At 33.9% G+C, this 20,664-nt stretch carries 20 protein-coding genes; 13 read left to right on the forward strand and 7 right to left on the reverse strand.

Annotated elements, in window-relative coordinates:
- Nucleotides 1–26: 26 nt before the first annotated feature.
- From EQ921_RS13820 to EQ921_RS13855, 8 genes are all read left to right on the forward strand, one after another.
- Nucleotides 27–1,289, forward strand: coding sequence for a sodium:proton antiporter (locus EQ921_RS13820; RefSeq protein ID WP_128151513.1), 1,263 nt, complete (start codon nt 27–29; stop codon nt 1,287–1,289).
- Between the two features lie 479 nt (nt 1,290–1,768).
- On the forward strand, nt 1,769–2,020 hold the full coding sequence (locus EQ921_RS13825; RefSeq protein WP_128332078.1) for a GlsB/YeaQ/YmgE family stress response membrane protein: 252 nt from the start codon (nt 1,769–1,771) through the stop codon (nt 2,018–2,020).
- A 43-nt stretch (nt 2,021–2,063) separates the two neighbouring features.
- Nucleotides 2,064–2,300 carry a YtxH domain-containing protein gene (locus EQ921_RS13830; RefSeq protein ID WP_128151509.1) on the forward strand — a complete coding sequence of 79 codons (237 nt, stop codon included), beginning with the start codon at nt 2,064–2,066 and terminating at the stop codon, nt 2,298–2,300.
- A gap of 131 nt (nt 2,301–2,431) precedes the next feature.
- The gene (locus EQ921_RS13835) at nt 2,432–3,790 is read left to right on the forward strand and encodes an MATE family efflux transporter (RefSeq protein ID WP_128151507.1); all 1,359 of its coding nucleotides are present in this window, start codon (nt 2,432–2,434) and stop codon (nt 3,788–3,790) included.
- A complete protein-coding gene (locus tag EQ921_RS13840) occupies nt 3,787–4,413 on the forward strand; it encodes an AAA family ATPase (protein ID WP_221410503.1) in 627 nt (208 codons plus the stop codon). The genes EQ921_RS13835 and EQ921_RS13840 overlap by 4 nt, the downstream gene beginning before the upstream one ends.
- 235 nt (nt 4,414–4,648) lie before the next feature.
- Nucleotides 4,649–5,395: a 3-oxoacyl-[acyl-carrier-protein] reductase gene (fabG, locus tag EQ921_RS13845; protein ID WP_128332079.1), complete on the forward strand. Its 747-nt coding sequence runs from the start codon at nt 4,649–4,651 to the stop codon at nt 5,393–5,395.
- Between the two features lie 70 nt (nt 5,396–5,465).
- Complete coding sequence (gene menD / locus EQ921_RS13850) at nt 5,466–7,133, forward strand: 2-succinyl-5-enolpyruvyl-6-hydroxy-3-cyclohexene-1-carboxylic-acid synthase (protein WP_128332080.1); 1,668 nt, start codon at nt 5,466–5,468, stop codon at nt 7,131–7,133.
- Nucleotides 7,134–7,136: 3 nt separating this feature from the next.
- Nucleotides 7,137–7,694 (forward strand): hypothetical protein, encoded by a 558-nt coding sequence (locus tag EQ921_RS13855; RefSeq protein ID WP_128332081.1) that lies wholly within the window; start codon nt 7,137–7,139, stop codon nt 7,692–7,694.
- Here the strand turns inward: EQ921_RS13855 and EQ921_RS13860 are convergent, their stop codons facing one another.
- Nucleotides 7,695–8,546, reverse strand: coding sequence for a hypothetical protein (locus tag EQ921_RS13860; RefSeq protein ID WP_128332082.1), 852 nt, complete (start codon nt 8,544–8,546; stop codon nt 7,695–7,697). It abuts the gene before it with no gap.
- 215 nt (nt 8,547–8,761) lie between these two features.
- Here EQ921_RS13860 and EQ921_RS13865 point away from each other — a divergent pair, with 215 nt between their 5' ends.
- From EQ921_RS13865 to dtd, 4 genes are all read left to right on the forward strand, one after another.
- Complete coding sequence (locus EQ921_RS13865) at nt 8,762–9,541, forward strand: exodeoxyribonuclease III (protein ID WP_128332083.1); 780 nt, start codon at nt 8,762–8,764, stop codon at nt 9,539–9,541.
- 7 nt (nt 9,542–9,548) lie between these two features.
- Entirely contained in the window at nt 9,549–10,460 is a 912-nt protein-coding gene (locus tag EQ921_RS13870; RefSeq protein WP_128151495.1) for an OmpA family protein, read from the forward strand.
- 11 nt (nt 10,461–10,471) lie between these two features.
- The gene (gene gcvT, locus EQ921_RS13875; protein ID WP_128332084.1) at nt 10,472–11,551 is read left to right on the forward strand and encodes a glycine cleavage system aminomethyltransferase GcvT; all 1,080 of its coding nucleotides are present in this window, start codon (nt 10,472–10,474) and stop codon (nt 11,549–11,551) included.
- A gap of 77 nt (nt 11,552–11,628) precedes the next feature.
- A complete protein-coding gene (dtd, locus tag EQ921_RS13880) occupies nt 11,629–12,081 on the forward strand; it encodes a D-aminoacyl-tRNA deacylase (protein WP_128332085.1) in 453 nt (150 codons plus the stop codon).
- Between the two features lie 126 nt (nt 12,082–12,207).
- Here the strand turns inward: dtd and EQ921_RS13885 are convergent, their stop codons facing one another.
- The 3 genes from EQ921_RS13885 to EQ921_RS13895 all read right to left on the reverse strand — a co-directional run bounded on the left by EQ921_RS13885 (nt 12,208) and on the right by EQ921_RS13895 (nt 15,816).
- Complete coding sequence (locus EQ921_RS13885) at nt 12,208–13,455, reverse strand: pyridoxal phosphate-dependent aminotransferase family protein (protein WP_128332086.1); 1,248 nt, start codon at nt 13,453–13,455, stop codon at nt 12,208–12,210.
- Between the two features lie 17 nt (nt 13,456–13,472).
- On the reverse strand, nt 13,473–14,501 hold the full coding sequence (locus EQ921_RS13890; protein WP_128151487.1) for a PLP-dependent cysteine synthase family protein: 1,029 nt from the start codon (nt 14,499–14,501) through the stop codon (nt 13,473–13,475).
- Nucleotides 14,502–14,652: 151 nt separating this feature from the next.
- Nucleotides 14,653–15,816, reverse strand: a complete 1,164-nt coding sequence (locus EQ921_RS13895; protein ID WP_128332087.1) for a GlmU family protein — start codon at nt 15,814–15,816, stop codon at nt 14,653–14,655.
- Between the two features lie 150 nt (nt 15,817–15,966).
- Here EQ921_RS13895 and EQ921_RS13900 point away from each other — a divergent pair, with 150 nt between their 5' ends.
- Entirely contained in the window at nt 15,967–16,365 is a 399-nt protein-coding gene (locus tag EQ921_RS13900; RefSeq protein WP_128151483.1) for a methylglyoxal synthase, read from the forward strand.
- Between the two features lie 35 nt (nt 16,366–16,400).
- Here EQ921_RS13900 and EQ921_RS13905 read toward each other — a convergent pair whose 3' ends face one another.
- From EQ921_RS13905 to EQ921_RS13915, 3 genes are all read right to left on the reverse strand, one after another.
- Entirely contained in the window at nt 16,401–19,121 is a 2,721-nt protein-coding gene (locus tag EQ921_RS13905) for an outer membrane beta-barrel protein (protein ID WP_164875650.1), read from the reverse strand.
- Between the two features lie 121 nt (nt 19,122–19,242).
- Entirely contained in the window at nt 19,243–19,728 is a 486-nt protein-coding gene (locus EQ921_RS13910; protein ID WP_128332089.1) for a hypothetical protein, read from the reverse strand.
- Between the two features lie 185 nt (nt 19,729–19,913).
- Nucleotides 19,914–20,594 (reverse strand): NAD-dependent deacylase, encoded by a 681-nt coding sequence (locus EQ921_RS13915; RefSeq protein WP_128332090.1) that lies wholly within the window; start codon nt 20,592–20,594, stop codon nt 19,914–19,916.
- Between the last annotated feature and the right edge of the window lie 70 nt (nt 20,595–20,664).

The raw sequence follows: 20,664 nt of genomic DNA on the forward strand, positions 1-20,664 counted from the left end.
AACAACAAAAATCTCACCTAGATCATATGGAATTATATTATTCATTTTCAATCCTTATTGTTTTAGCATCAATCTTTTCTTATATCAATGTTCGGTTTTTAAAATTCCCTTCAACGATCGGTATCATGGTTATTGCACTAGTAATGTCTATAGTACTGGTTCTTTTAGGACATTTAACATCTAAACCACTTAATGACTTTGCTTCATTAATTAAAGAATTTGATTTTACAGAAATACTTATGGGAGCCATGCTAAATTTTCTTTTATTTGCAGGGGCTATTCATATAAATATGGCCGATCTTAAAGAACAAAGGGTACCTGTAATGATATATGCTACCCTAGGTGTCATCATTTCAACCATTGTTGTCGGTTTCGGTCTTTACTACATCGTAAATTATTTATTACCTGTTATCAATATACATTTTGAAATTCCTTTAATTTATTGCTTATTATTCGGAGCTTTAATATCTCCTACTGATCCTATTGCTGTTCTAAGTATTTTAAAACAGGCCAATACACCTAAAACACTGGAAACTAAAATTGCTGGAGAATCTCTTCTTAATGATGGTGTTGCAGTAGTATTATTCACTATATTAGCTCGATTGGCCGAAAATCCTGTTGTAGTTGCAACCGGACACATGGATCTTTCTTTCTCGCATATTTTCGAATTATTTATGAGGGAAGCTATTGGTGGATTTGTATTAGGAATTGCTCTGGGCTTTATAGCTGCTTATGCTATAAAAACTGCGCATGATTATAAAGTTTCTGTATTAATTACACTAGCTGTTGTTATGGGCGGCTACCTGGTTGCTCAGTCATTGCATACCTCCGCTCCTTTAGCCATGGTTGCTGCAGGTCTTATTATAGGTGAGTCTAAAAGAAAATTAGGTTCAACCAAAAAAAGCAATGTGGGTACCTTCTGGGAATTGTTGGATGAAATTATGAATGCTGTTTTATTCCTGTTTATGGGATTTGAAATTTTATTAATTGAAGATTTAAAAAATTACTGGGTATTAGGTATCATATGTATTTTAGTGGTCTTGATAGCTCGTTATGTTTCTATTAAAATTCCAACTATAATTATTCCTTTTAAAGAAAAATTTACCAAAGGCACAATAGCTATGTTGGTATGGGGAGGCCTTAGAGGAGGTGTTTCCATTGCATTAGCTCTTTCTGTTCCCGATAGTGATTATAAAGAAATTATTATTGCTGCTACCTATGTTGTGGTTGTGTTCTCAATTCTGGTACAAGGAATGACTGTGGGCAAACTGGCTAAAAAAATTAGTTAAACGAGCATTTGTTGTTTTAAATAATATTAAAAACTTATACTAGATAAATAATATCAAGTATAGCAACTTTTGTATATCATTATTGAGCATTAATGGTTATCCTCTTACAACCTAAATTTTGCCGTTAAAATATAATTACCAAATAGTATATTTTTTTTATAATGATATATCAAAAACTATAAGTTAATCGTATAAATAGTACATAAAAAAAAACTAACCTCAATATAGTATTTTTAATCATTTTATTATTTCTTGTTTTTAAGAAATTAAGTGTAAAATAATTTTATAAACCATCTTCAGTTGCAGGATCAAAAAAATTAATGATACATAAGGTTTATTAACATTGAAAACTTTGGGTTGATATTTATCTCGCACTCATCAGTTTTATCTTATTTTTAAGTCATGGCATATTTATTGCAATACTTAAAGATAAGTAAAAGCATTTTACTATAATTAATTATTAAAAAACTTAAAAATTTATGGAAGGACTTGGATTTATATGGTCTGTAATTATTGGAGTTATAGCCGGGGCTTTAGCCGGATGGATCATGAAAGGACGTGGCTTTGGATTCTTAGTAAACTTACTGGTAGGTTTAGTTGGTAGTATGCTGGGAGGATGGATATACAGTTTATTAGGAATACAATCTGATGGAAAATTCGGCATTTTAGTAATGTCTGTTTTAGGAGCTGTAGTTCTTTTATGGATAGTATCTATGCTAAAGCGTAAATAATTGTAATAAAATCAAAGTATACTAAATTTAAAAATAAAAAGTTATGAAAAAATTAATCTTAGGTGCCGCTTTAGGAGTTGGAATAGGTTATTTAATAAGAAAAGTTCAGGAAGAAGGATGTTGGGATGATTTGAACAATGATTTTGACAAATATGCTTCAAAAGCGAAAAAAAACTTCAAAAATATTCTTGATTCCGGAAAAAATGAAGCTGATTATGTAAAAGATAGAGTTTCCGATACAGCAGATGAAATTAACCAGCGTTTAAAAGACAGATCATAATAGATAAGTTTAGAATTTATCATTTTAGATATTAATATTTACAGCTATTTAGAAAATAAATAGCTGTTTTTTTTATTTATTTAAAAGAGTATACTGATTTTATTAACTTTGTTTAAAGAAATACCCTGACAATGGATAGTAATTCTAAGGGAACACCCCTCGAACTTGGTACAGAAGATATAGGTAAACTTCTTAAAAAATATGCAATTCCGGCAATTATTGCCATGATAGCCTCTTCTTTATACAATATTACTGATAGCATATTTATTGGTCATGGAGTGGGTGCACTTGCTATATCCGGACTTGCAATTACTTTTCCCTTAATGAATCTTGCAGCAGCATTCGGTTCACTTGTGGGCGTAGGAGCTTCAACTCTTTTATCCGTCAGATTGGGACAAAAGGATTATACAACTGCAAATACCATTCTGGGTAACGTGTTTATTATGAATTTGATTATTGGGATTTCATTTTCCTTATTAACACTCCCTTTTCTGGATTCAATACTCTTTTTTTTCGGAGCCAGTGATAAAACACTTCCTTATGCACACGATTTCATGGTAATCATTTTAATGGGAAATGTTATAACACACATGTATTTAGGACTTAACTCCATGCTTCGTTCATCGGGAAAACCTAAGCATTCCATGTATGCTACCATATTTACAGTTCTAATTAACCTTGTACTTAACCCGCTTTTTATATTTGGCTTCCAATGGGGTATACGCGGAAGTGCTATTGCGACTATCACATCACAAATAATAGTATTAATCTGGCAAATTTATTTATTTAGTGATAAAAGCAATTTTATACATCTGCAGAAAGGAATTTTTAAATTAAAATCGAGAATCGTTAAAGATTCATTAGCAATCGGAATGTCTCCGTTTTTGATGAATGCAGCCTCCTGTATTATTGTAATAATTATTAATCAGGGTCTTTTAAAATATGGCGGTGACTTAGCTGTAGGTGCTTATGGGATAGTTAATCGAATAGCCTTTTTATTTGTAATGGTAGTTTTGGGACTAAATCAGGGAATGCAGCCTATTGCGGGTTATAATTATGGTGCTCGATCCTATTCAAGAGTTACTGCAGTACTTAAAAAAACCATTCTTTGGGCAACGCTTATTATGACTCTGGGATTCATTTTTGTACAGTTGGCTCCACACTGGGTAGCTTCAATATTTACGACAGATCAGGAACTTATAGATATTGCGTCCGTAGGATTGCGTATTGTTTTTCTTTGTTACCCTTTGGTAGGATTTCAGGTTGTAGTATCTACTTTTTTCCAAAGTATTGGGATGGCTAACAAAGCCATTTTCTTATCTTTAACCCGACAAGTCATATTTTTAATCCCTTGCCTGTTAATACTTCCCCGTTTTATGGGAATATCCGGAATATGGTACAGTTTACCTATTGCCGATTTTGTTGCAACCCTGATGGCTGCTGTATTACTTTATTTACAATTTAAACAATTCAAAAAACTCCCCTCATGAAAACAGATAACATGAACGAAAAATATATTATAACCATTGGTCGTCAGTTAGGAAGCGGAGGACGAGAAATAGGAAAAAAAATTGCCGAAGAATTAAGCATATCCTATTATGATAAAGAGCTTATATATCTTGCTTCCAAAGAAAGCGGGTTAAGCAAAGAATTTTTTGAAAAAGCTGATGAAAAAGCAAGTTTAAGCTTTTTTGATAACTTTTTCAACTTACAATACTCAAAAAATTATCTATGCGGCGAAACATTGTTTGAAATACAAAGTGATATTATTAAACGCTTATCTGAAAAAAGATCTTGTGTTTTCGTCGGGCGTTGTTCAGACTATATATTAAGAGAAAATAAACAACGAATTGATATTTTTATCACAGCGGATAAAGAAGATCGAATAAAAAGAACTGCTTTAAGGAAAAATATTGACGAAAAAGAAGCAGAACTTTTAAACAACAAGGTGGATAAAAAAAGAAAAGAATTTTATAATTTTTACAGTAATCGTGGCTGGGGAAGAGCCGGTTCTTATCATCTCTGTATCAATTCTTCAGTGTTGGGAATAAATGACACTGCTCAATATATTTCAGAATTTATACGTAGAAAACTACATAACAATCAAATATAAGAATCTCTGTTACACTTCTCCGTTTTAAAAATTTAAAACTCAACTTTTGACACAAAAAATTAACTTAATAAAATTTAAGTATATTAATATTTTAATTATAAAAAAAATATTAAAAAGTATTTCAAATTAATACATTACAACTAATTTAGCTAATAAATAAAGCTTAAAATTGAATAATCCTTGTGTCCGTTTTTTACAAAAACTGTATATTTGACACGAAATAAATATTAGTAACATGAAATTACTTGAAGGAAAAACAGCGATTATAACAGGCGCTACCCGAGGTATAGGTAAAGGTATTGCACAAATATTTGCTCAACAAGGGGCCAATATAGCTTTTACATATGCATCATCAGCCTCTAAAGCAGAGGAACTGGAAAAAGAGATTTCTTCACTGGTAAAAATTAAAGGATATCAATCCGATGCATCTGATTATGATGCAGCACAAAATTTGGTAGAGCAGGTTTTGACTGACTTTGGAACTTTAGATATTGTTGTAAATAATGCCGGAATAACTAAAGATAACCTTATACTTCGAATGACAAAAGAAGACTGGGAAGAAGTTATTCGGGTAAATCTTAATTCTGTATTTAACCTGACTAAGGCTGCAACTAAACCCATGATGAAACAAAAATCAGGTTCAATCATTAATATGAGTTCAGTAGTAGGTGTTAAAGGGAATGCAGGCCAGTCCAACTATGCAGCAAGTAAAGCAGGAATTATTGGTTTTTCAAAATCTATTGCTTTAGAATTAGGTTCCAGAAATATACGTTGCAATGTGGTTGCTCCCGGATTTATTGAAACAGAAATGACAGAGGTGCTTGATGAAAAGACAGTTCAGGAATGGAGAAATAACATTCCCCTTAAAAGAGGAGGTACGCCCGAAGACATTGCCAATGCTTGTCTTTATCTAGCCAGTGATTTATCCGGATATGTTACCGGACACGTTCTCAATGTCAATGGAGGAATGCTTACTTATTAAAAAATTACCTAACAAAATATAAAATACAAAGAGATTAACAAATAGTTTAATCTCTTTCTTATTTGAAAGCATGTATAGCAAAAAATTAGCCGTTCAGATTTTAGGAGAAATGCTTTATCGATATGGAATTACTGATATGGTAATTTCTCCGGGTTCACGAAATGCACCTCTAACCATTCATTTTTCGCAGCATTCCGAATATAAATGCTACAGTATAACAGATGAGCGTTCGGCGGCTTTTTTTGCTTTGGGTATGGCCCAGTCGAAAAGAAAACCTGTGGCCATTTGCTGTACCAGCGGCACAGCCTCTGCCAATTATTATCCGGCTATTATCGAAGCATTTTATCAAAATGTACCTTTGTTGGTTATTACTGCAGACAGACCCGAAAATTTTGTGGATATTTTTGACGGACAGACCATACGACAAAAAGATATTTATAAAAATCATATTTATGGTTCTTTTCAAATTTCTGAATCCGAAGAAGATCAGGATGTAACTGACAATTTCTTAACTATAAAAAAAGCGGTTCAGACAGCTATTTTACAATCAGGACCAGTCCATATCAATTTTCCATTCTCAGAACCTTTATACGAACAGACCGATAGTTTAGGTATCACCATTGAACAGTTGGCGCAGCCTGAAAAAAAATTTAATTCAGAAACCTGGCATCCCCTTTTGTCCCAATGGAATCAATACGATAAAAAAATGGTATTGGTTGGTATGCAGCCACCGGATCCTTACTTCAGTAAACTTTTGGAAGAACTTGCAAAGCGCCAGGATACGGTTATACTCACGGAAATAACTTCTAATCTGAATTCTCCGGAATTTTACCCTAATATAGACAGATACGTTTTCCCCTTTGGAGAAGAAAAAATGGATGAGTATAAACCCGATTTACTTCTCACCATAGGACAAAATGTTGTTTCTAAAAAAATAAAGGTTTTCTTACGAAATTCCAAGCTTAAAGCACACTGGCATCTGGATTCTTTCTGGCATCCGGACACCTACTTTTCTTTAACAGAAAAAATTGAAGATCAGCCCATTTCCTTTTTAACGGAACTTATCCAAGTTCCGCAAAAGACTTCCGATTATTCCAGCAAATGGAAAGAGATAAAAAGAATAAAAGAAAGAAAACACCAACTATTTATAGAAAATCTTACTTATTCAGATTTACAGGCTATACACACGATTAATAAATATTTGCCCGATTACTATAATCTACAGGTGTCTAACAGCTCAATGATTCGTTATACACAACTATTTAATTTTAATAAACAAAATAAAATTTTTTGTAACCGGGGAGCCAGCGGTATTGATGGTTCCACTTCTACTGCTGTAGGCTTTGCAGTTGCTGACAGTAATCCTACCGTACTGATTACCGGAGATGTTGGTTTCTTTTACGATTCTAATGCTTTATGGAACAAATATTTACCTTCAAACTTCAGGATCATTCTTTTAAATAACGGTGGAGGTGATATTTTTAAAATAATTCCGGGACCGGATTCTACGGATGCTTTAGATGAATATTTTGTTACCCGACACCATCGTACGGCTAAACTTCTGGCCGAAGAATATCAACTGGAATACAAAGAAGTTAGCAGCTCAGATGAACTTAGCAGCTATCTTGCTACCTTTTTTGAAAAATCCTCAAGTCCGAAATTACTTGAAATAAATACCAAACACTGTGATAATTCTACCCTATTAAGAAATTACTTTAACTTTTTAAACCCCTCATAAGCTATGAAAATAAACCTGTTTACTCCAATGTTGGAAGAACAAAATAAAATAGAGGAAGCATTTCGAGAATTCCCTACATTGTTTCATACTTATCATTGTACGAAAACCGGTATTGGAAGAGAAAAAATAGCAAAAGCGATGATGAGCAAACCGGATTCTGACCTGGACATACTCGTAGGTTTTACCGCTGTAACAGGAAATGAAAATACCATGCCCGAAGAACTAAAAAAAGGAATGCCGGTTGAAGTTACCGCTTCTTCTTTATATGGTTTTCAGGGAGGACTTTTTGAAAACGGTAAACTGAGGCTTACTACCTCAAAAACCCATCTTCCCTGCCTTTCTTCTCTTACTTCCGACAGGTTTATAACAACTACGGATATTCCGGTAGGAACATTAATTAACATGGAAGATTATACTTTTATGTACCTGAAAAGACCTCAGGATTTAATTATACGGGTTATTTCAGATTTTTTACCTCATGAATCGCCTATTGATTTTTTTGAAGTAATAAAGGATATCTCCTTTACGCCTATCATTCAACTACTGGAAGAACTGCGATAATCAGACTGTTTTATGGGTATTTTTTTTATATATTTTATAATGAAGATTTAAAAAATTTATGCCAAAAAATTTAAAATTATGATCCGTGCGGAGAATATCTTCTTCATCAACATAGACTCTAATCCATTCATGGAGGGCTTTAACAAACTTAGCCCAATGATTACCTTTATTATCAGTAACGTAGAAATAAAAACCGTTTTCTCCAAATTTTTTACCATCACTACTTAAAAGTAGTGAACCGTCTTCAAGAATTTTCTTCGTCATAATAACCGAAGCATTTCCATTAGGTAACGGAAAAACAACCTTAAGCAAATTTCTTTGAAAGTGAGGCATCCATGTGGTCGTATAAATACCCGAATATATAACATCTCCCGTACTTTTTATTTTTCTATACCAAATAGTCCAAACAGTATGTTCGCCTTTTTTAAGTTTTATAATTTCACTTTTCAAACCTTTAGACATTACTAAAGAACTTACAGGAATATTAAGCTGTTGTAACCTTTTACTGAATATAACGGTTAACAAATATCCCAACGGCTTGAAAACACCTTTCCATTCACTCCAGACTTCAAAATCATACTCTGATGTATTTTCATAGAATTTCTTTACCTTCAGATTTAATTTTTTCTTTTCATCTAAAGATAAATCAAAACGATCCCAATCATCAAGCAATCCTGAATTCTTTTCATTGACTATAACTTTAAGTTGATCCTGTTCTGCCATTCTTTTCAAATACTGATCACTAATAACATTCTCCTCTCCCAAAGGTCCTATTATCCAACTGTGTTTATCCGGATCTATTTTTTTACCTGTGCATCTTACCCATAATTGAGTTAATTTATCCTGTAACATTTATTTTAAGTTTTAACTATTATTTGCAATAGTATTAAAAATTTTTTACCCAAAAACGGATATGATTTTAAGTTCCAGCAAATTCTTTAATTTTCATGGAGCGTTATTTGTGTTATGCATTGATAATTAAAAAATTAGTTTTTATACCTACAAAAACTATTTATTATTCATATCACTTTATCTGATACAAGAATAAAAAAAACTATTTTTGCTATATGAAATTATTGAGTTATAATGTAAACGGCTTGCGTGCAGCCATAAATAAAGATTTTTTAGGATGGCTGAAATCTGCTAATCCAGATATTCTTTGCCTGCAGGAAGTAAAAGCAACCCCGGAACAGTTTGACACTACAGTTTTTAAAGATTTAGGATATTATTGCTATTGGTTTCCTGCCGAAAAAAAAGGATACAGCGGGGTTGCTATTCTATCTAAAGAAAAACCCCTGTCAGTAAAATATGGATGTGACCAGCAGGAATTTGATTCCGAAGGCAGAGTTATTCAAGCTAATTTTAAAGAATTTTCCGTACTTAGCGTTTACGTTCCCTCGGCCACCAACATGGGGCGCTTAGGATTTAAAATGGACTTTTGTGAGTATTTGCTTACGTATATACAAAAAGTTGAAAAAGAATTTTCAAATCTCATTATAAATGGTGATTTTAATATCTGTCACCACGCTATTGATATAAATGATCCGGTACGTAATGCTAAAGTATCCGGATTTCTACCTGAGGAACGCGAATGGCTCGACCGTTTTTTCAGTACATGTAAACTTACGGATTGCTTACGGGTTTTTAATCAGGAACCCTTCCAGTATTCCTGGTGGACCTACCGGGTTAAGACAGCCAGGCAAAATAACAAAGGCTGGAGAATAGATTATAATCTGGTTACCGAGCCATTAAAATCATCCTTAAAACGAGCTTACATACTTACCCAGGCCGTACATTCGGATCATGCTCCGGTCGGGATTGACTTTGATTTACAAAAAATAGACTAATACATATATGAAAAGAACAGGAATACTACTTACCTTAGCTCTTATATCCGCCTCTTGCGTACCTCAATCCAAATATAAAGAACTGGAACAAAAATATTATGCCGCCCTACAGGGCGAAACAAAAAACCAGCTTACGATTGAGGAAAAAGAAATTGCATTAAAAAACCTGGGAGATCAATTTAAATCTCTTCAGGAACAGCAAAATGCGTTGACTCGCAAAAAGGCGGAACTGGATGCAGAATATAATCAGCTTCAAGGAGAATATGACTCGAAAATCAAAGATCTGGAAAACCTGAAATTAAAAAATGAGAAGCTCTCCCAGGAAGCTTTACAAGAGAGAAAAAAAATACAAGGAGAACTGGAACAAACCCAGGGACAGCTTCAGGAAAAAATACGAAGGATCAATGAACTCGAAGGCTTAATCTCTCAACAAAAAGAAGGAGTATCTACTTTAAAAAACAAACTCCAGAATGCATTAAAAAGATACGAAGGAAAAGGAATAACCGTGGAAGAAAAAGAAGGTTATATTTATGTTTCTATGGATAATAAACTTTTATTTCCTTCCGCCAGCTGGAACGTTGAATCTGAAGGTGTACGTGCTTTACAGGAAATATCCTCTGTACTTTCCTCAGATCCGGATTTAAATATTATTATTCAGGGGCATACGGATTCAGATCGTTATGCCGGTAATGGAAATATAAAAGATAACTGGGATCTTTCCGTTATGAGGGCTACTTCTATAACTAAAATACTACAGTCCGAAGGGGTTCCTCCCACCCAAATGACCGCCTCAGGAAGAGGTGAATATCTTCCTATTGCAGACAATTCAACCTCTACAGGTAAAGCCATGAACCGAAGAGTGGATATTATTATTGCCCCGAACCTGAGAGAAATTACCCAATTATTGAACGAACTATAAACCCACCTATAATGAAAAAAACCGTATTAAACCAAAACCATGTTAATCTAGGCGCAAAAATGGTTGATTTTGCCGGATTTGAAATGCCGGTTCAGTACTCGGGAATTACTCTTGAGCATTTTGCTGTCCGGGAGAAAGCAGGACTATTTGATGTATCTCACATGGGAGAATTCTCTATCAAAGGAGAAAATGCTTTACCCTTGTTGCAAAAAATCACGTCCAATGATGTTTCACAGCTTATTGACGGTGGTATTCAATATTCAACACTTTTAAATGAAAATGGAGGAGTGGTTGATGATCTTCTTGTCTATAAAATAAAAGATCATGACTATTTTTTAGTGGTGAATGCCTCTAATATTGAGAAAGACTGGAATTGGATTTCACAAAATAATACAGATGAGGCCGAAATGCAGAATCTAAGCGATGATATAAGCTTATTGGCTTTACAAGGTCCTAAAGCTCAGCAAATTTTACAGAAACTAACCCGTGTACGCCTGGCAGATATCAGCTATTATCATTTTACCCGCGGAACGGTGGCCGGCATTGATGAGGTATGCATATCCAACACCGGATATACCGGAGCCGGAGGATTTGAGCTTTATGTTCCCAATTCCCAAGCGGTACACTTATGGGAAAAACTTTTGGAAGCTGGTAAAGATGAAGGTTTAATTCCTTGTGGACTGGCCTCCCGTGACACTCTCAGACTTGAAAAAGGATTTTGCCTATACGGCAATGAACTTTCCGATGACACCACCCCGATTGAAGCAGGCCTGGGATGGATTACCAAAACCGGAAAAGGAGATTTTCTAGGAAAAGAAAAAATTCTTAATCAGAAGAATAACGGAGTTTCCAGAAAGCTAGTTGGTTTTGAGTTGTTAGATCGAGGTATTCCCAGACATGGTTATCAGGTATTTAACAGTGAAGGTTCTTGTATAGGCGAGGTTACTTCCGGAACGATGTCACCTATAAAAAAATCCGGTATCGGTATTGCGTACGTAAAACCGGAATATGCCCGTGCAGGTTCGGAAATTTTTATAGGAATCAGAGATAAAAAATTAAAAGCACAAACGGTTAAAATGCCTTTTGTTTAATTTGAAAACACATATATTTTCTCCGGAACACGAATACATTCTATTATTTTCTGTTTTCCGGAGAAGATTTTCAAACTATGAGAGTTATAATACAACGCGTAAGCGAAGCATCAGTAAAAGTTGATAATGAAATAAAAGGCTGTATTGAGCAAGGTTTACTAATTCTGTTAGGCATTGAAGATTCTGATACGCAGGAAGATATAATCTGGTTGACGCAGAAAATCAGTAATCTGAGAATTTTTAATGATGAGTATGGAGTCATGAATCTGTCTGTTCAGGACGTAAAGGGACAACTTTTGCTTATCAGTCAATTCACCCTGTTTGCTTCCACTAAAAAAGGCAACCGTCCCAGTTACATACGTGCTTCAGGTCCTGATTTTGCTAATTCTATGTATGAACAATTTAAAGCAAAATTAGAAGAAATCCTAAACCAGTCCGTAGAATGTGGCGTTTTTGGAGCAGATATGAAAGTACATTTACTAAATGACGGTCCGGTGACCATTTTCATAGATTCACATCAACGGGAATAAGTTTTCATTAATTTTTATTCAGTGCTCTTATTAAATAGGGTAACTGTCTGATTTTAATCCTCTAAAATGTATAAAGAAAAAGCTCCTGAATATCAGGAGCTTTTTCTTTATATATTTTTTCTATAATTAATCTATCTGTATATGTTCAGATAGTTTTTTATATGTTCCGTCAACTAATTTATCTCTCACCGCTTCAAAAGCAGCTAAAGTTTCGTCAATATCCTGATCTGAATGAGAGGCTGTAGGAATTAAACGTAATAAAATCATTCCTTTAGGAATTACAGGGTATACTACTACACTGGTAAAAATCCCATAAAATTCTCGTAAATCTTTAATAAGGAAGGTGGCCTCCATAGGATCTCCCTGTAAATATACCGGTGTTACACAAGTATTCGTATTTCCTATATTGAATCCTCTTTCTTTTAATCCGGATTGCAGTTTATTTACATTGTGCCATAATTTTGCTTTAAGCTCTGGTTTATTTTTTAATAATTCCAGTCTTTTTAAAGCTCCTAATACCATAGGCATAGGTAATGATTTAGCAAAAATTTGTGAACGAAGGTTATATTTAAGATATTTAATGATTTCTTTATCACCTGCTACAAAAGCTCCGATTCCGGCCATAGACTTCGCAAAGGTAGAAAAGTATATATCAATACCGTCCTGACAATCTTGCTCTTCTCCTGCACCGGCACCTGTTTTACCTAAGGTTCCGAATCCATGGGCATCATCAACTAATAAACGGAAATTATATTTCTTTTTAAGTTCAATGATTTCTTTTAATTTCCCTTGTTCTCCACGCATACCAAAGACTCCTTCGGTAATAACCAAAACACCTCCTCCACTTTCGGAAGCATTTTTTTCTGCTCTTTGAAGGTTTTTTTCAAGGCTTGCAATATCGTTATGCTGATAGGTAAATCTTTTACCGAAATGAAGACGTACTCCGTCTACTATACAGGCATGGCTATCAACATCATACACAATCACATCATTTTTAGAAACCATGGTATCAATAATGGAAAGCATTCCCTGATATCCGAAATTCAACAAATAAGCGGCTTCTTTATTAACAAACTCTGCTAATTGTCTTTCTAGTTCGGCATGCTGAGGAGTTTGTCCCGACATAGCCCGTGCTCCCATAGGATAAGCCATACCGTAATCTTTAGCTCCTTCGGCATCTGTTTTTCTAACTTCAGGATGGTTAGCCAATCCTAGATAGTCATTGATGCTCCAAACGATCATTTCTTTCCCTTTGAATTTCATTCTTGGGCTAATTTCGCCTTCTAAAACTGGGAAAATATATTCTCCTTCCGCATATTCCGCATATTTTTCCAGCGGTCCCGGATGGTTTTTTATTCTATCAAAAATATCCATTGATTAAAATGTATTTGTTATACTTTTTCTACCGTAGCGTGAGATTCCAGACCGTTTAAACGGCTAGTTACGAATCCCTGGGCCTTCATCCAGTCATCACTAAAAACTTTAGTCATATAACGGGATCCATGGTCAGGAAATATTAATACTACTACGGAGTTTTCATCGAAACTATCGGCAATCTGACGGGCTGCTGTTAAGCTGGCTCCACTGGTATAACCGACCATCATAGCTTCTTTAAGAGCAAGCTCACGGGTAGCGTAAGCACTAGGTTCGTCAGAAACTTTCACATATTCATCGATAACGGAAAAATCTAATGCTTCGGGAATCAGGTTTTTACCTAAACCTTCTATCTGATACGGTCGAATTTCATTAGGATCCAGCTCTCCTGTTTCAAAATATTTTTTCAGCACTGAGCCTACGGCATCTACGCCGATAATTTTAATATCAGGATTTTTTTCTTTTAAAAACTGAGCGGCACCGCTAAGCGTTCCTCCTGTTCCGGTACATCCTATCAGGTGAGTAATTCTTCCCTGAGTCTGATCCCAAATTTCGGGTCCGGTAGTTAAATAATGTGATTCTGTATTTTCTTTATTAAAGTACTGATTAATATAAATGGAATTCGGTGTTTCTGCTGCAATGCGTTTGGCAACCTCATAATATGATCTGGGATCATCGGCAGGTACATTCGCAGGGCAAAGATACACTTTGGCACCCATTGCTTTTAAAAAAGAAATCTTTTCAGGTTTGGTCTTATCACTAACGGCTAAAATACATTTATATCCTTTGACAATGCTAACCATGGCAATTGAAAAGCCTGTATTACCGGAAGTGGTTTCCACAATTGTGGCTCCGGGTTGTAACAGTCCTTGTTTTTCAGCATTCTCAATAATATGAAGTGCAATTCTGTCTTTAGTTGAATGTCCGGGATTATAGCATTCGAGTTTTGCAAAAAACTCACCCTTCATCCCTTCTGTTACTTTATTCAAGCGAACTAACGGCGTATTGTTAATTAACTCAAGAACATTATTGTAAGTTCCAGCCATTCTATTCAATTCTTTTATTAATTTTTATAATTAATTTTAAGGGGCAAATTTATGATTTTTTTTTGTTACAAAAAATTTAACTGTATGAAATTTGACATAAATGCCCTGTTCTTAAATTTTTTCGAAATAATTTTAAACATTTAGTATAAAATTAAATAAGTTCCTCATATATATAGGTTAAAATTTGCTTATCTGTTTCTGTTAACTCCGCTCCTCTCCTCATCATAGCTCGCTCAGCAACTTCGAAAGCTTTGTTTATCTGAAACAAGGGACTTTCCGATTTTCCACCCCATGAAAAAGATTTAATAAGATGCGGAGGAAAACCTGCAACAAATATATTGGCAGAAACACCTACTACGGTACCGGTATTAAACTGTGTGCTTATAGCCGCTTTGGAATGATCTCCCATAATTAGCCCAGCAAACTGCAATCCAGTTTTAATAAATCCCTGTTTCGTGTAATTCCAGCATTTTACTTCCGCATAATTATTTTTCATATTGGAAGAATTGGTATCTGCCCCAAGATTGCACCATTCACCCAATACGGAATTACCCAAAAAACCTTCATGCCCTTTGTTGGAGTACCCAGTAATAACAACATTGTTTACCTCTCCTCCAATTTTGGAATAAGGTCCTATAGTTGTCCCACCATACACTTTAGAGCCCATATGAATTTTAGCTCCTTCACACATAACCAGAGAACCTCTAATCATGGAACCTTCCATAATTTCAGCATTTTTACCTAAGTAAATCTCGCCTTCTCGGGTGTTTAAAATTACATGCTCTGCGAGCACTCCTTCTTCAACAAAAATCCGTGAAGGATCTCCAATAATTTTAACAGTATCGGATAACTGAAGGGAATTTCTTCCCTGAGTAATCAGTGAAAAATCATAGGATATTGCCTGCCTGTTATAACTAAACAAATCCCAGGGATATTGTATATGAAAACTCCCGGGGCTTATCTCAACTTTCCTGCCAAAATTTCTGGATATAAAGTCTTCATAGGAAAGATTTGATGCAATCAATTCACCTTCAGAGAAAAGTGATTCTCCTTTTTGCAGATTTTTTATTGAAAGTATAAGCTCCAAATTTGGAAAGTAAGCCGGATTTATAAACCAATTGTTATCTTCTATACAAACCGGATATTTTGCGGATAGATATTTTCGGGTCAAAAAGGAAACTTTTTCAGTCTGAAGTATTTTTTTCCATCGTTCTGTAAAGGTTAAGATTCCCATTCTGAGTTCTGCCACCGGACGGGTAAAGGTCAGAGGTAGTAAATCAGAATATTCATTTCCATCAAACAGGATAATATTCATTATACTAATATTTCTATTACTTGTTCAAAGATAAAAAATAAGTTACGAAACGCATTAGTATTTATCTATAAAAGTGATTAATTACTTATTTTTGATAGATGAATACAAGGTTTTTAGTTATCTTTGAATAGATAATAATATTAAACGTTAATGGAAATAGCGATAATAGCCCACGATGGACGAAAAGCTGATATGGTGGCTTTTTTAATGTCTCACTTAAAGGTTTTAAAACAGCATAATGTTAATTTAATTGCAACAGGTACCACGGGTTCTTTTGTTGAAGAAGCGGGACTAGAAGTTAAAAAGTTTAAGTCCGGACCTTTAGGGGGAGATGCACAAATTGCCGCCCGTGTAGTGGACGGTCTAACCGATTTAGTGATCTTTTTCAGAGATCCGCTGGGTAAACATCCTCATGAACCTGATGTCAATATGCTGCTTCGGTTATGTGATTTGCATAATGTTCCTTTAGCTACTAATAAAGCGACTGCAGAAATAGTCATCAATTCTTTACAATTTATAGGATCTAAAAGCAAAGACAAAAAAATATAGCCAGTTGTATGATTGCTATTAAATATATGGGATTATTAGCCTGAGATACCGAGCCTGTAAATAAAACTTAGTAAAAAATAGCGTTTTAAAACCTGACTCTGTATATCTGAAACCTGATTTCCGTTAATCACGCGCATAATATTGTTTCTTTTATTCAGAATATCGTAAAGCTGTAGTCTTAATTCACCTTTTCCTCCTTTTAAAAATGATTTTGAAATAGCCATATTCCAAAGTATTTTTTCTTTTTGAACATTGGATGAATATCCATGGTCGTAAAGATAGCTAATATAGTTTTGAAACTGTATGTCAAATGGAAGATCCCATTGTACGAGATTGGTAATTCCCCAGGAAGTAATTTTAAGGTTTGAAACTGACGATAGATTATTTTCTGTTCTTTTATTTTGATAAAACCCGGTAAGATTTAATAATAAGTCTCCAGGATTATAATCTATGGATATAGATGAATTAACACTATAGTCATCTGTAATACTTTTTTGGTCATTCATAAATGCCAATTGTCTCTGATAGGAACTTCCCAAGCTGAATTCAAGTGTAAGGTCCGTTTGTTTTATAGGGAAATTATAGCTACCATTCAGGTTTCCTCCCCAATTACCATTCACATTTTTGTATGTACTCGCTGTATTACCTAATTTGTCTATAAAAGTATAACTTACTATCTGATTGGAAATATAGTTCAGATTCCCGATAATAGAGAAAAATCTTCCGGAATTTAGATTTGTTTTTTGATATACAAAATCAAAATTATTGGATGATGTAGCTTTGAGATCGGGATTTCCATAATTTTTGTTTGTTGGACTAATAGTTGTGGTATCTTTAGTTATCTGTTCAAATCCGGGCTGGGTAACATTGCCGAAATAGTTGAATTTAAAAACTTTGTTTTTTTTAGGATTATATTGGAATCTTCCAAAGGTGGAATAGTTAATTATTTTCTGATTCATTTTCTGAATCGTATAGCTACCTATGTGTATTTTTTTTCCAGATTCTGTAGGTTCTGCATTAACTCCAAGAGCATATTCAAATTTATCATATACTGTCTGAAAATTAAGCTGAATGTTTTGTTTGTTGAAATAGGATTCTGATTCTCTTGTATAAACAGAATCAAGTCTGGCATATATTCCTTCATCATTTTTGTTTAATGCCTTATAATTTCTTTCTACATCCATTCTTTGAAAAGCATAGGAAGCCATAAAGATACTTTTTTTTCCGATAGGTTCTGTATAAGAGATTGTTGCATTATATCCTGATGTCTGATTTTTGGAAACAAGCTGTTGATCCATTTCTACTTCTGAGCTATCAGCATCATAAAAAGTTTGTGATTTTTGATTTCCATCTTCTTTTTCGTGATTATAATCACCGTCTAATGAAAGACTTAAAGTCCTGCCTTTTTCGTTAAGCTTCCACCCAAGTGTAAGAGAACCTCTAAGTTCATTGGCTATTCCTGATATTTTAGATTCCGAATTTTCTCGGGTAGTGTTATTTAAATTTGAGAAAGTCTGACTTTCAAACAAAGTCTTTGCTTTTTTTTCCTGATGATTTCCGGATAACCGCATAAACAATGTTAAATTTGATTTTGATTCCGAACTAAGATTAATTCCAAAAGAAGTATTTTTTTGCTCTTGTTTATCCAGGGAGAGGTTATGCGAAGTTCTTTCTTCGTCTGATAAGAAATACCGGGTATTTTCGGTACTGGTCAACCGGTTTATTTCTTCATTATAAAGAAGATTGCTTTCAACTTTTAATTTATTTTTATTTTCATAAGTCCCATTTAATCCTATAGTCCGTTCGGAAATAATTCCTTCTCCATTATCAGAGTAAGACTCAATATCATCTAAACTTCCATTGGTATTATTTGCATCGCCTAACAAAGAAATTTGTGTGGTTTTTCCTAAATAGTTAAGCAGAGTTTTATAATTATACCGCTTATTACTTCCATATCCTGCTGAAACATTTCCAAAAAGACTGTTCTTATACTCTTCTTTCACATTAAGGTTAAGAACCTGATTTCCGTCACCTTCTTTTATTCCTGTTATTTTAGATAAGTCTGAAGATTCTTTATAAAGCTCTATACTTTTCACCATATCAGAAGGTAAATTGGTCAACGCTAAATGGATGTCATTATCAAAAAACTGTCTTCCATCAATTAATATCTTATGTACCGGTTTGCCGTTAGCTTTAATATTACCGTTTTTATCTATGGTGAGCCCCGGCACTTTTCTTAAAAGTTCCTGAAGAAGAGAGCCTTTCCTTACTTTATATTGAGATGCGTCATACTGAATGGTATCTCCTTTCATTATAATCTTAGATTTTTTTGCTGTTATTATAATGTTTCCTATGAGAACTGACGAATCGTTTTCTGAGTCATAGTTTTCTTCTTTTTGACTTTTGTTTGAGGTGAGATAAGCTATAAATAAGTTATTTGCATTGAATTTAATTACTTTCAATTTCCCATTAAATTCTCTGTAATTGTCTAACTTAACTTTAATTAAATAATCTCCTTTTTTTAAATTAAAACTAAATAATCCTGTACTATCCGTATTGGTTTCTTTAATAAAATCTCCTGAATAATTATATACACGGATATTCGCTGTATTATGTACCGGAAGCACAGTTTCTTTATCTAAAAGTTGCCCGTTGATTCTAATTAAGGAATCTGAACCGATTTTAGAAACCGGTACCTGAATTTCCTGTAAATTTTTTGCAAAGACAAACTGCTCTGTTAGTAAAAATAAAAACAACAGAAAAGTAAACTTTTTTATAACATCTGATTTAACCAATTATTTATGAAAATATTAGAAATTAACTACTAAAAAATAATGTGACTTAGATTTCTGATATAACAATATCTCTGCTTATATATTATCTGTACTGCGTATAATGACAGAAACCTGAGGAATCGAACTTCAGATGAATTTTTTGTTTTAATTTCTTTAATTCTGCTTCGTATCCGTTCTGACTTGATGCAATTTCAGTTAGTTCCCAACCGGTGAATTGTGAAGTTATTAAATTACTGACTTCTCCGGGAAAATAGGTTAGTAATTGAACAGGTACTGATTCTTTGGATGATTTAATTTTTTTTATAGTGTTGTTTTTATGTGCTATTTCTACATTAAGACCATTAAATGTTGACAATTTTAAAATAGAAGCTCCTTTTGATATACGTTTCAAATTAACCACTCCACCTAAATGCTCTCCTACAAGAGTTTGCACATACATAGGAATTTTAGCTGATTTAATAGATATTTCAGGGTTTTCTACTGCTTTTAAAGCCTGATCTTTTACATTTTCAGCAAATGTAACTGTAGATAAAACTAAAGCGACTATAGAATAAATGAACTTTTTCATATATGTATTGCAATTCATAGGTTTATAAACAAATGTAACGATAATAATTAATCAAAAAAGAATCTTTAACGATAAAATTGATTTTAATTTGTAATACAATTGCTTATTTACTTGTTCTTAAACACATGTAAGATAAAAAATTTATATTATTCTATAGTTTTGGTATTTAAAACCGTTTAATTTTTTTAAACCATGAGACTTTTCACCGACTGCAATCCTTTGGTGGCAGGCTCCTGAATAAATGTAACTTCTCTACCTAAAGGTGAGTCGAACGAGTTCGGATCAATTACATATACGGGGGCTGAAGCAGGAACGTAATCTAATAAGGATGCAGCAGGATATACCTGAAGTGACGTGCCTATAACCATAAAAATATCTGCCGTTTGAGCAATTTGTATTGCTTCTTCCATTTTAGGTACGGCTTCGCCAAACCAAACTATATCCGGACGAAGCTGTCCGCCATCTTCTGCCAACTGGCCTAATTGAATTTCTTCGAGCGTTTCATATACCAGCGATTCATTGGTTTCACTTCTTACCTTATTAAGTTCGCCGTGAAGATGAAGTATGTTAGTGGAACCAGCTCGTTCATGAAAATTGTCTACATTTTGAGTAATGATATAAACATTATATTCAGATTCCAGTTCTTTTAACAGATAATGTGCCTGATTGGGTTGATGATCTTTAAGTTCGGATCTTCTCATATTATAGAAATCTAATACAAGTTTAGGATTTTTAAACCATCCTTTTATAGAGGCTACTTCTGATATATCATATTTTTCCCATAGACCTCCGGAATCTCTAAATGTACTTAAACCACTTTCCGCACTAATACCCGCTCCGGTTAAAACAACCAGTTTCTTTTTCATATTTGTTTTTTAATTTAAAATTACAAAATCTAAACTGACCAAAAAATTTAAGCTATATGATTCTTGTCGG

Origin of the sequence: Apibacter sp. HY039, assembly GCF_004023655.1 — a bacterium.
Classification (GTDB): Bacteria; Bacteroidota; Bacteroidia; order Flavobacteriales; family Weeksellaceae; genus Apibacter; species Apibacter raozihei.

What these genes read in the sequence shown, in the direction of transcription:
- EQ921_RS13825 (WP_128332078.1), top strand. Translation starts at nt 1,769, where the DNA reads ATGGAAGGACTTGGATTTATATGGTCTGTAATTATTGGAGTTATAGCC.
- EQ921_RS13885 (WP_128332086.1), bottom strand. Translation starts at nt 13,455, where the DNA reads ATGGATATTTTTGATAGAATAAAAAACCATCCGGGACCGCTGGAAAAA.
- EQ921_RS13915 (WP_128332090.1), bottom strand. Translation starts at nt 20,594, where the DNA reads ATGAAAAAGAAACTGGTTGTTTTAACCGGAGCGGGTATTAGTGCGGAA.
- EQ921_RS13890 (WP_128151487.1), bottom strand. Translation starts at nt 14,501, where the DNA reads ATGGCTGGAACTTACAATAATGTTCTTGAGTTAATTAACAATACGCCG.
- menD (WP_128332080.1), top strand. Translation starts at nt 5,466, where the DNA reads ATGTATAGCAAAAAATTAGCCGTTCAGATTTTAGGAGAAATGCTTTAT.
- EQ921_RS13835 (WP_128151507.1), top strand. Translation starts at nt 2,432, where the DNA reads ATGGATAGTAATTCTAAGGGAACACCCCTCGAACTTGGTACAGAAGAT.
- EQ921_RS13830 (WP_128151509.1), top strand. Translation starts at nt 2,064, where the DNA reads ATGAAAAAATTAATCTTAGGTGCCGCTTTAGGAGTTGGAATAGGTTAT.
- EQ921_RS13910 (WP_128332089.1), bottom strand. Translation starts at nt 19,728, where the DNA reads ATGAAAAAGTTCATTTATTCTATAGTCGCTTTAGTTTTATCTACAGTT.
- EQ921_RS13855 (WP_128332081.1), top strand. Translation starts at nt 7,137, where the DNA reads ATGAAAATAAACCTGTTTACTCCAATGTTGGAAGAACAAAATAAAATA.
- EQ921_RS13870 (WP_128151495.1), top strand. Translation starts at nt 9,549, where the DNA reads ATGAAAAGAACAGGAATACTACTTACCTTAGCTCTTATATCCGCCTCT.
- EQ921_RS13820 (WP_128151513.1), top strand. Translation starts at nt 27, where the DNA reads ATGGAATTATATTATTCATTTTCAATCCTTATTGTTTTAGCATCAATC.
- EQ921_RS13840 (WP_221410503.1), top strand. Translation starts at nt 3,787, where the DNA reads ATGAAAACAGATAACATGAACGAAAAATATATTATAACCATTGGTCGT.
- EQ921_RS13865 (WP_128332083.1), top strand. Translation starts at nt 8,762, where the DNA reads ATGAAATTATTGAGTTATAATGTAAACGGCTTGCGTGCAGCCATAAAT.
- fabG (WP_128332079.1), top strand. Translation starts at nt 4,649, where the DNA reads ATGAAATTACTTGAAGGAAAAACAGCGATTATAACAGGCGCTACCCGA.
- gcvT (WP_128332084.1), top strand. Translation starts at nt 10,472, where the DNA reads ATGAAAAAAACCGTATTAAACCAAAACCATGTTAATCTAGGCGCAAAA.
- EQ921_RS13900 (WP_128151483.1), top strand. Translation starts at nt 15,967, where the DNA reads ATGGAAATAGCGATAATAGCCCACGATGGACGAAAAGCTGATATGGTG.
- EQ921_RS13860 (WP_128332082.1), bottom strand. Translation starts at nt 8,546, where the DNA reads ATGTTACAGGATAAATTAACTCAATTATGGGTAAGATGCACAGGTAAA.
- dtd (WP_128332085.1), top strand. Translation starts at nt 11,629, where the DNA reads ATGAGAGTTATAATACAACGCGTAAGCGAAGCATCAGTAAAAGTTGAT.
- EQ921_RS13895 (WP_128332087.1), bottom strand. Translation starts at nt 15,816, where the DNA reads ATGAATATTATCCTGTTTGATGGAAATGAATATTCTGATTTACTACCT.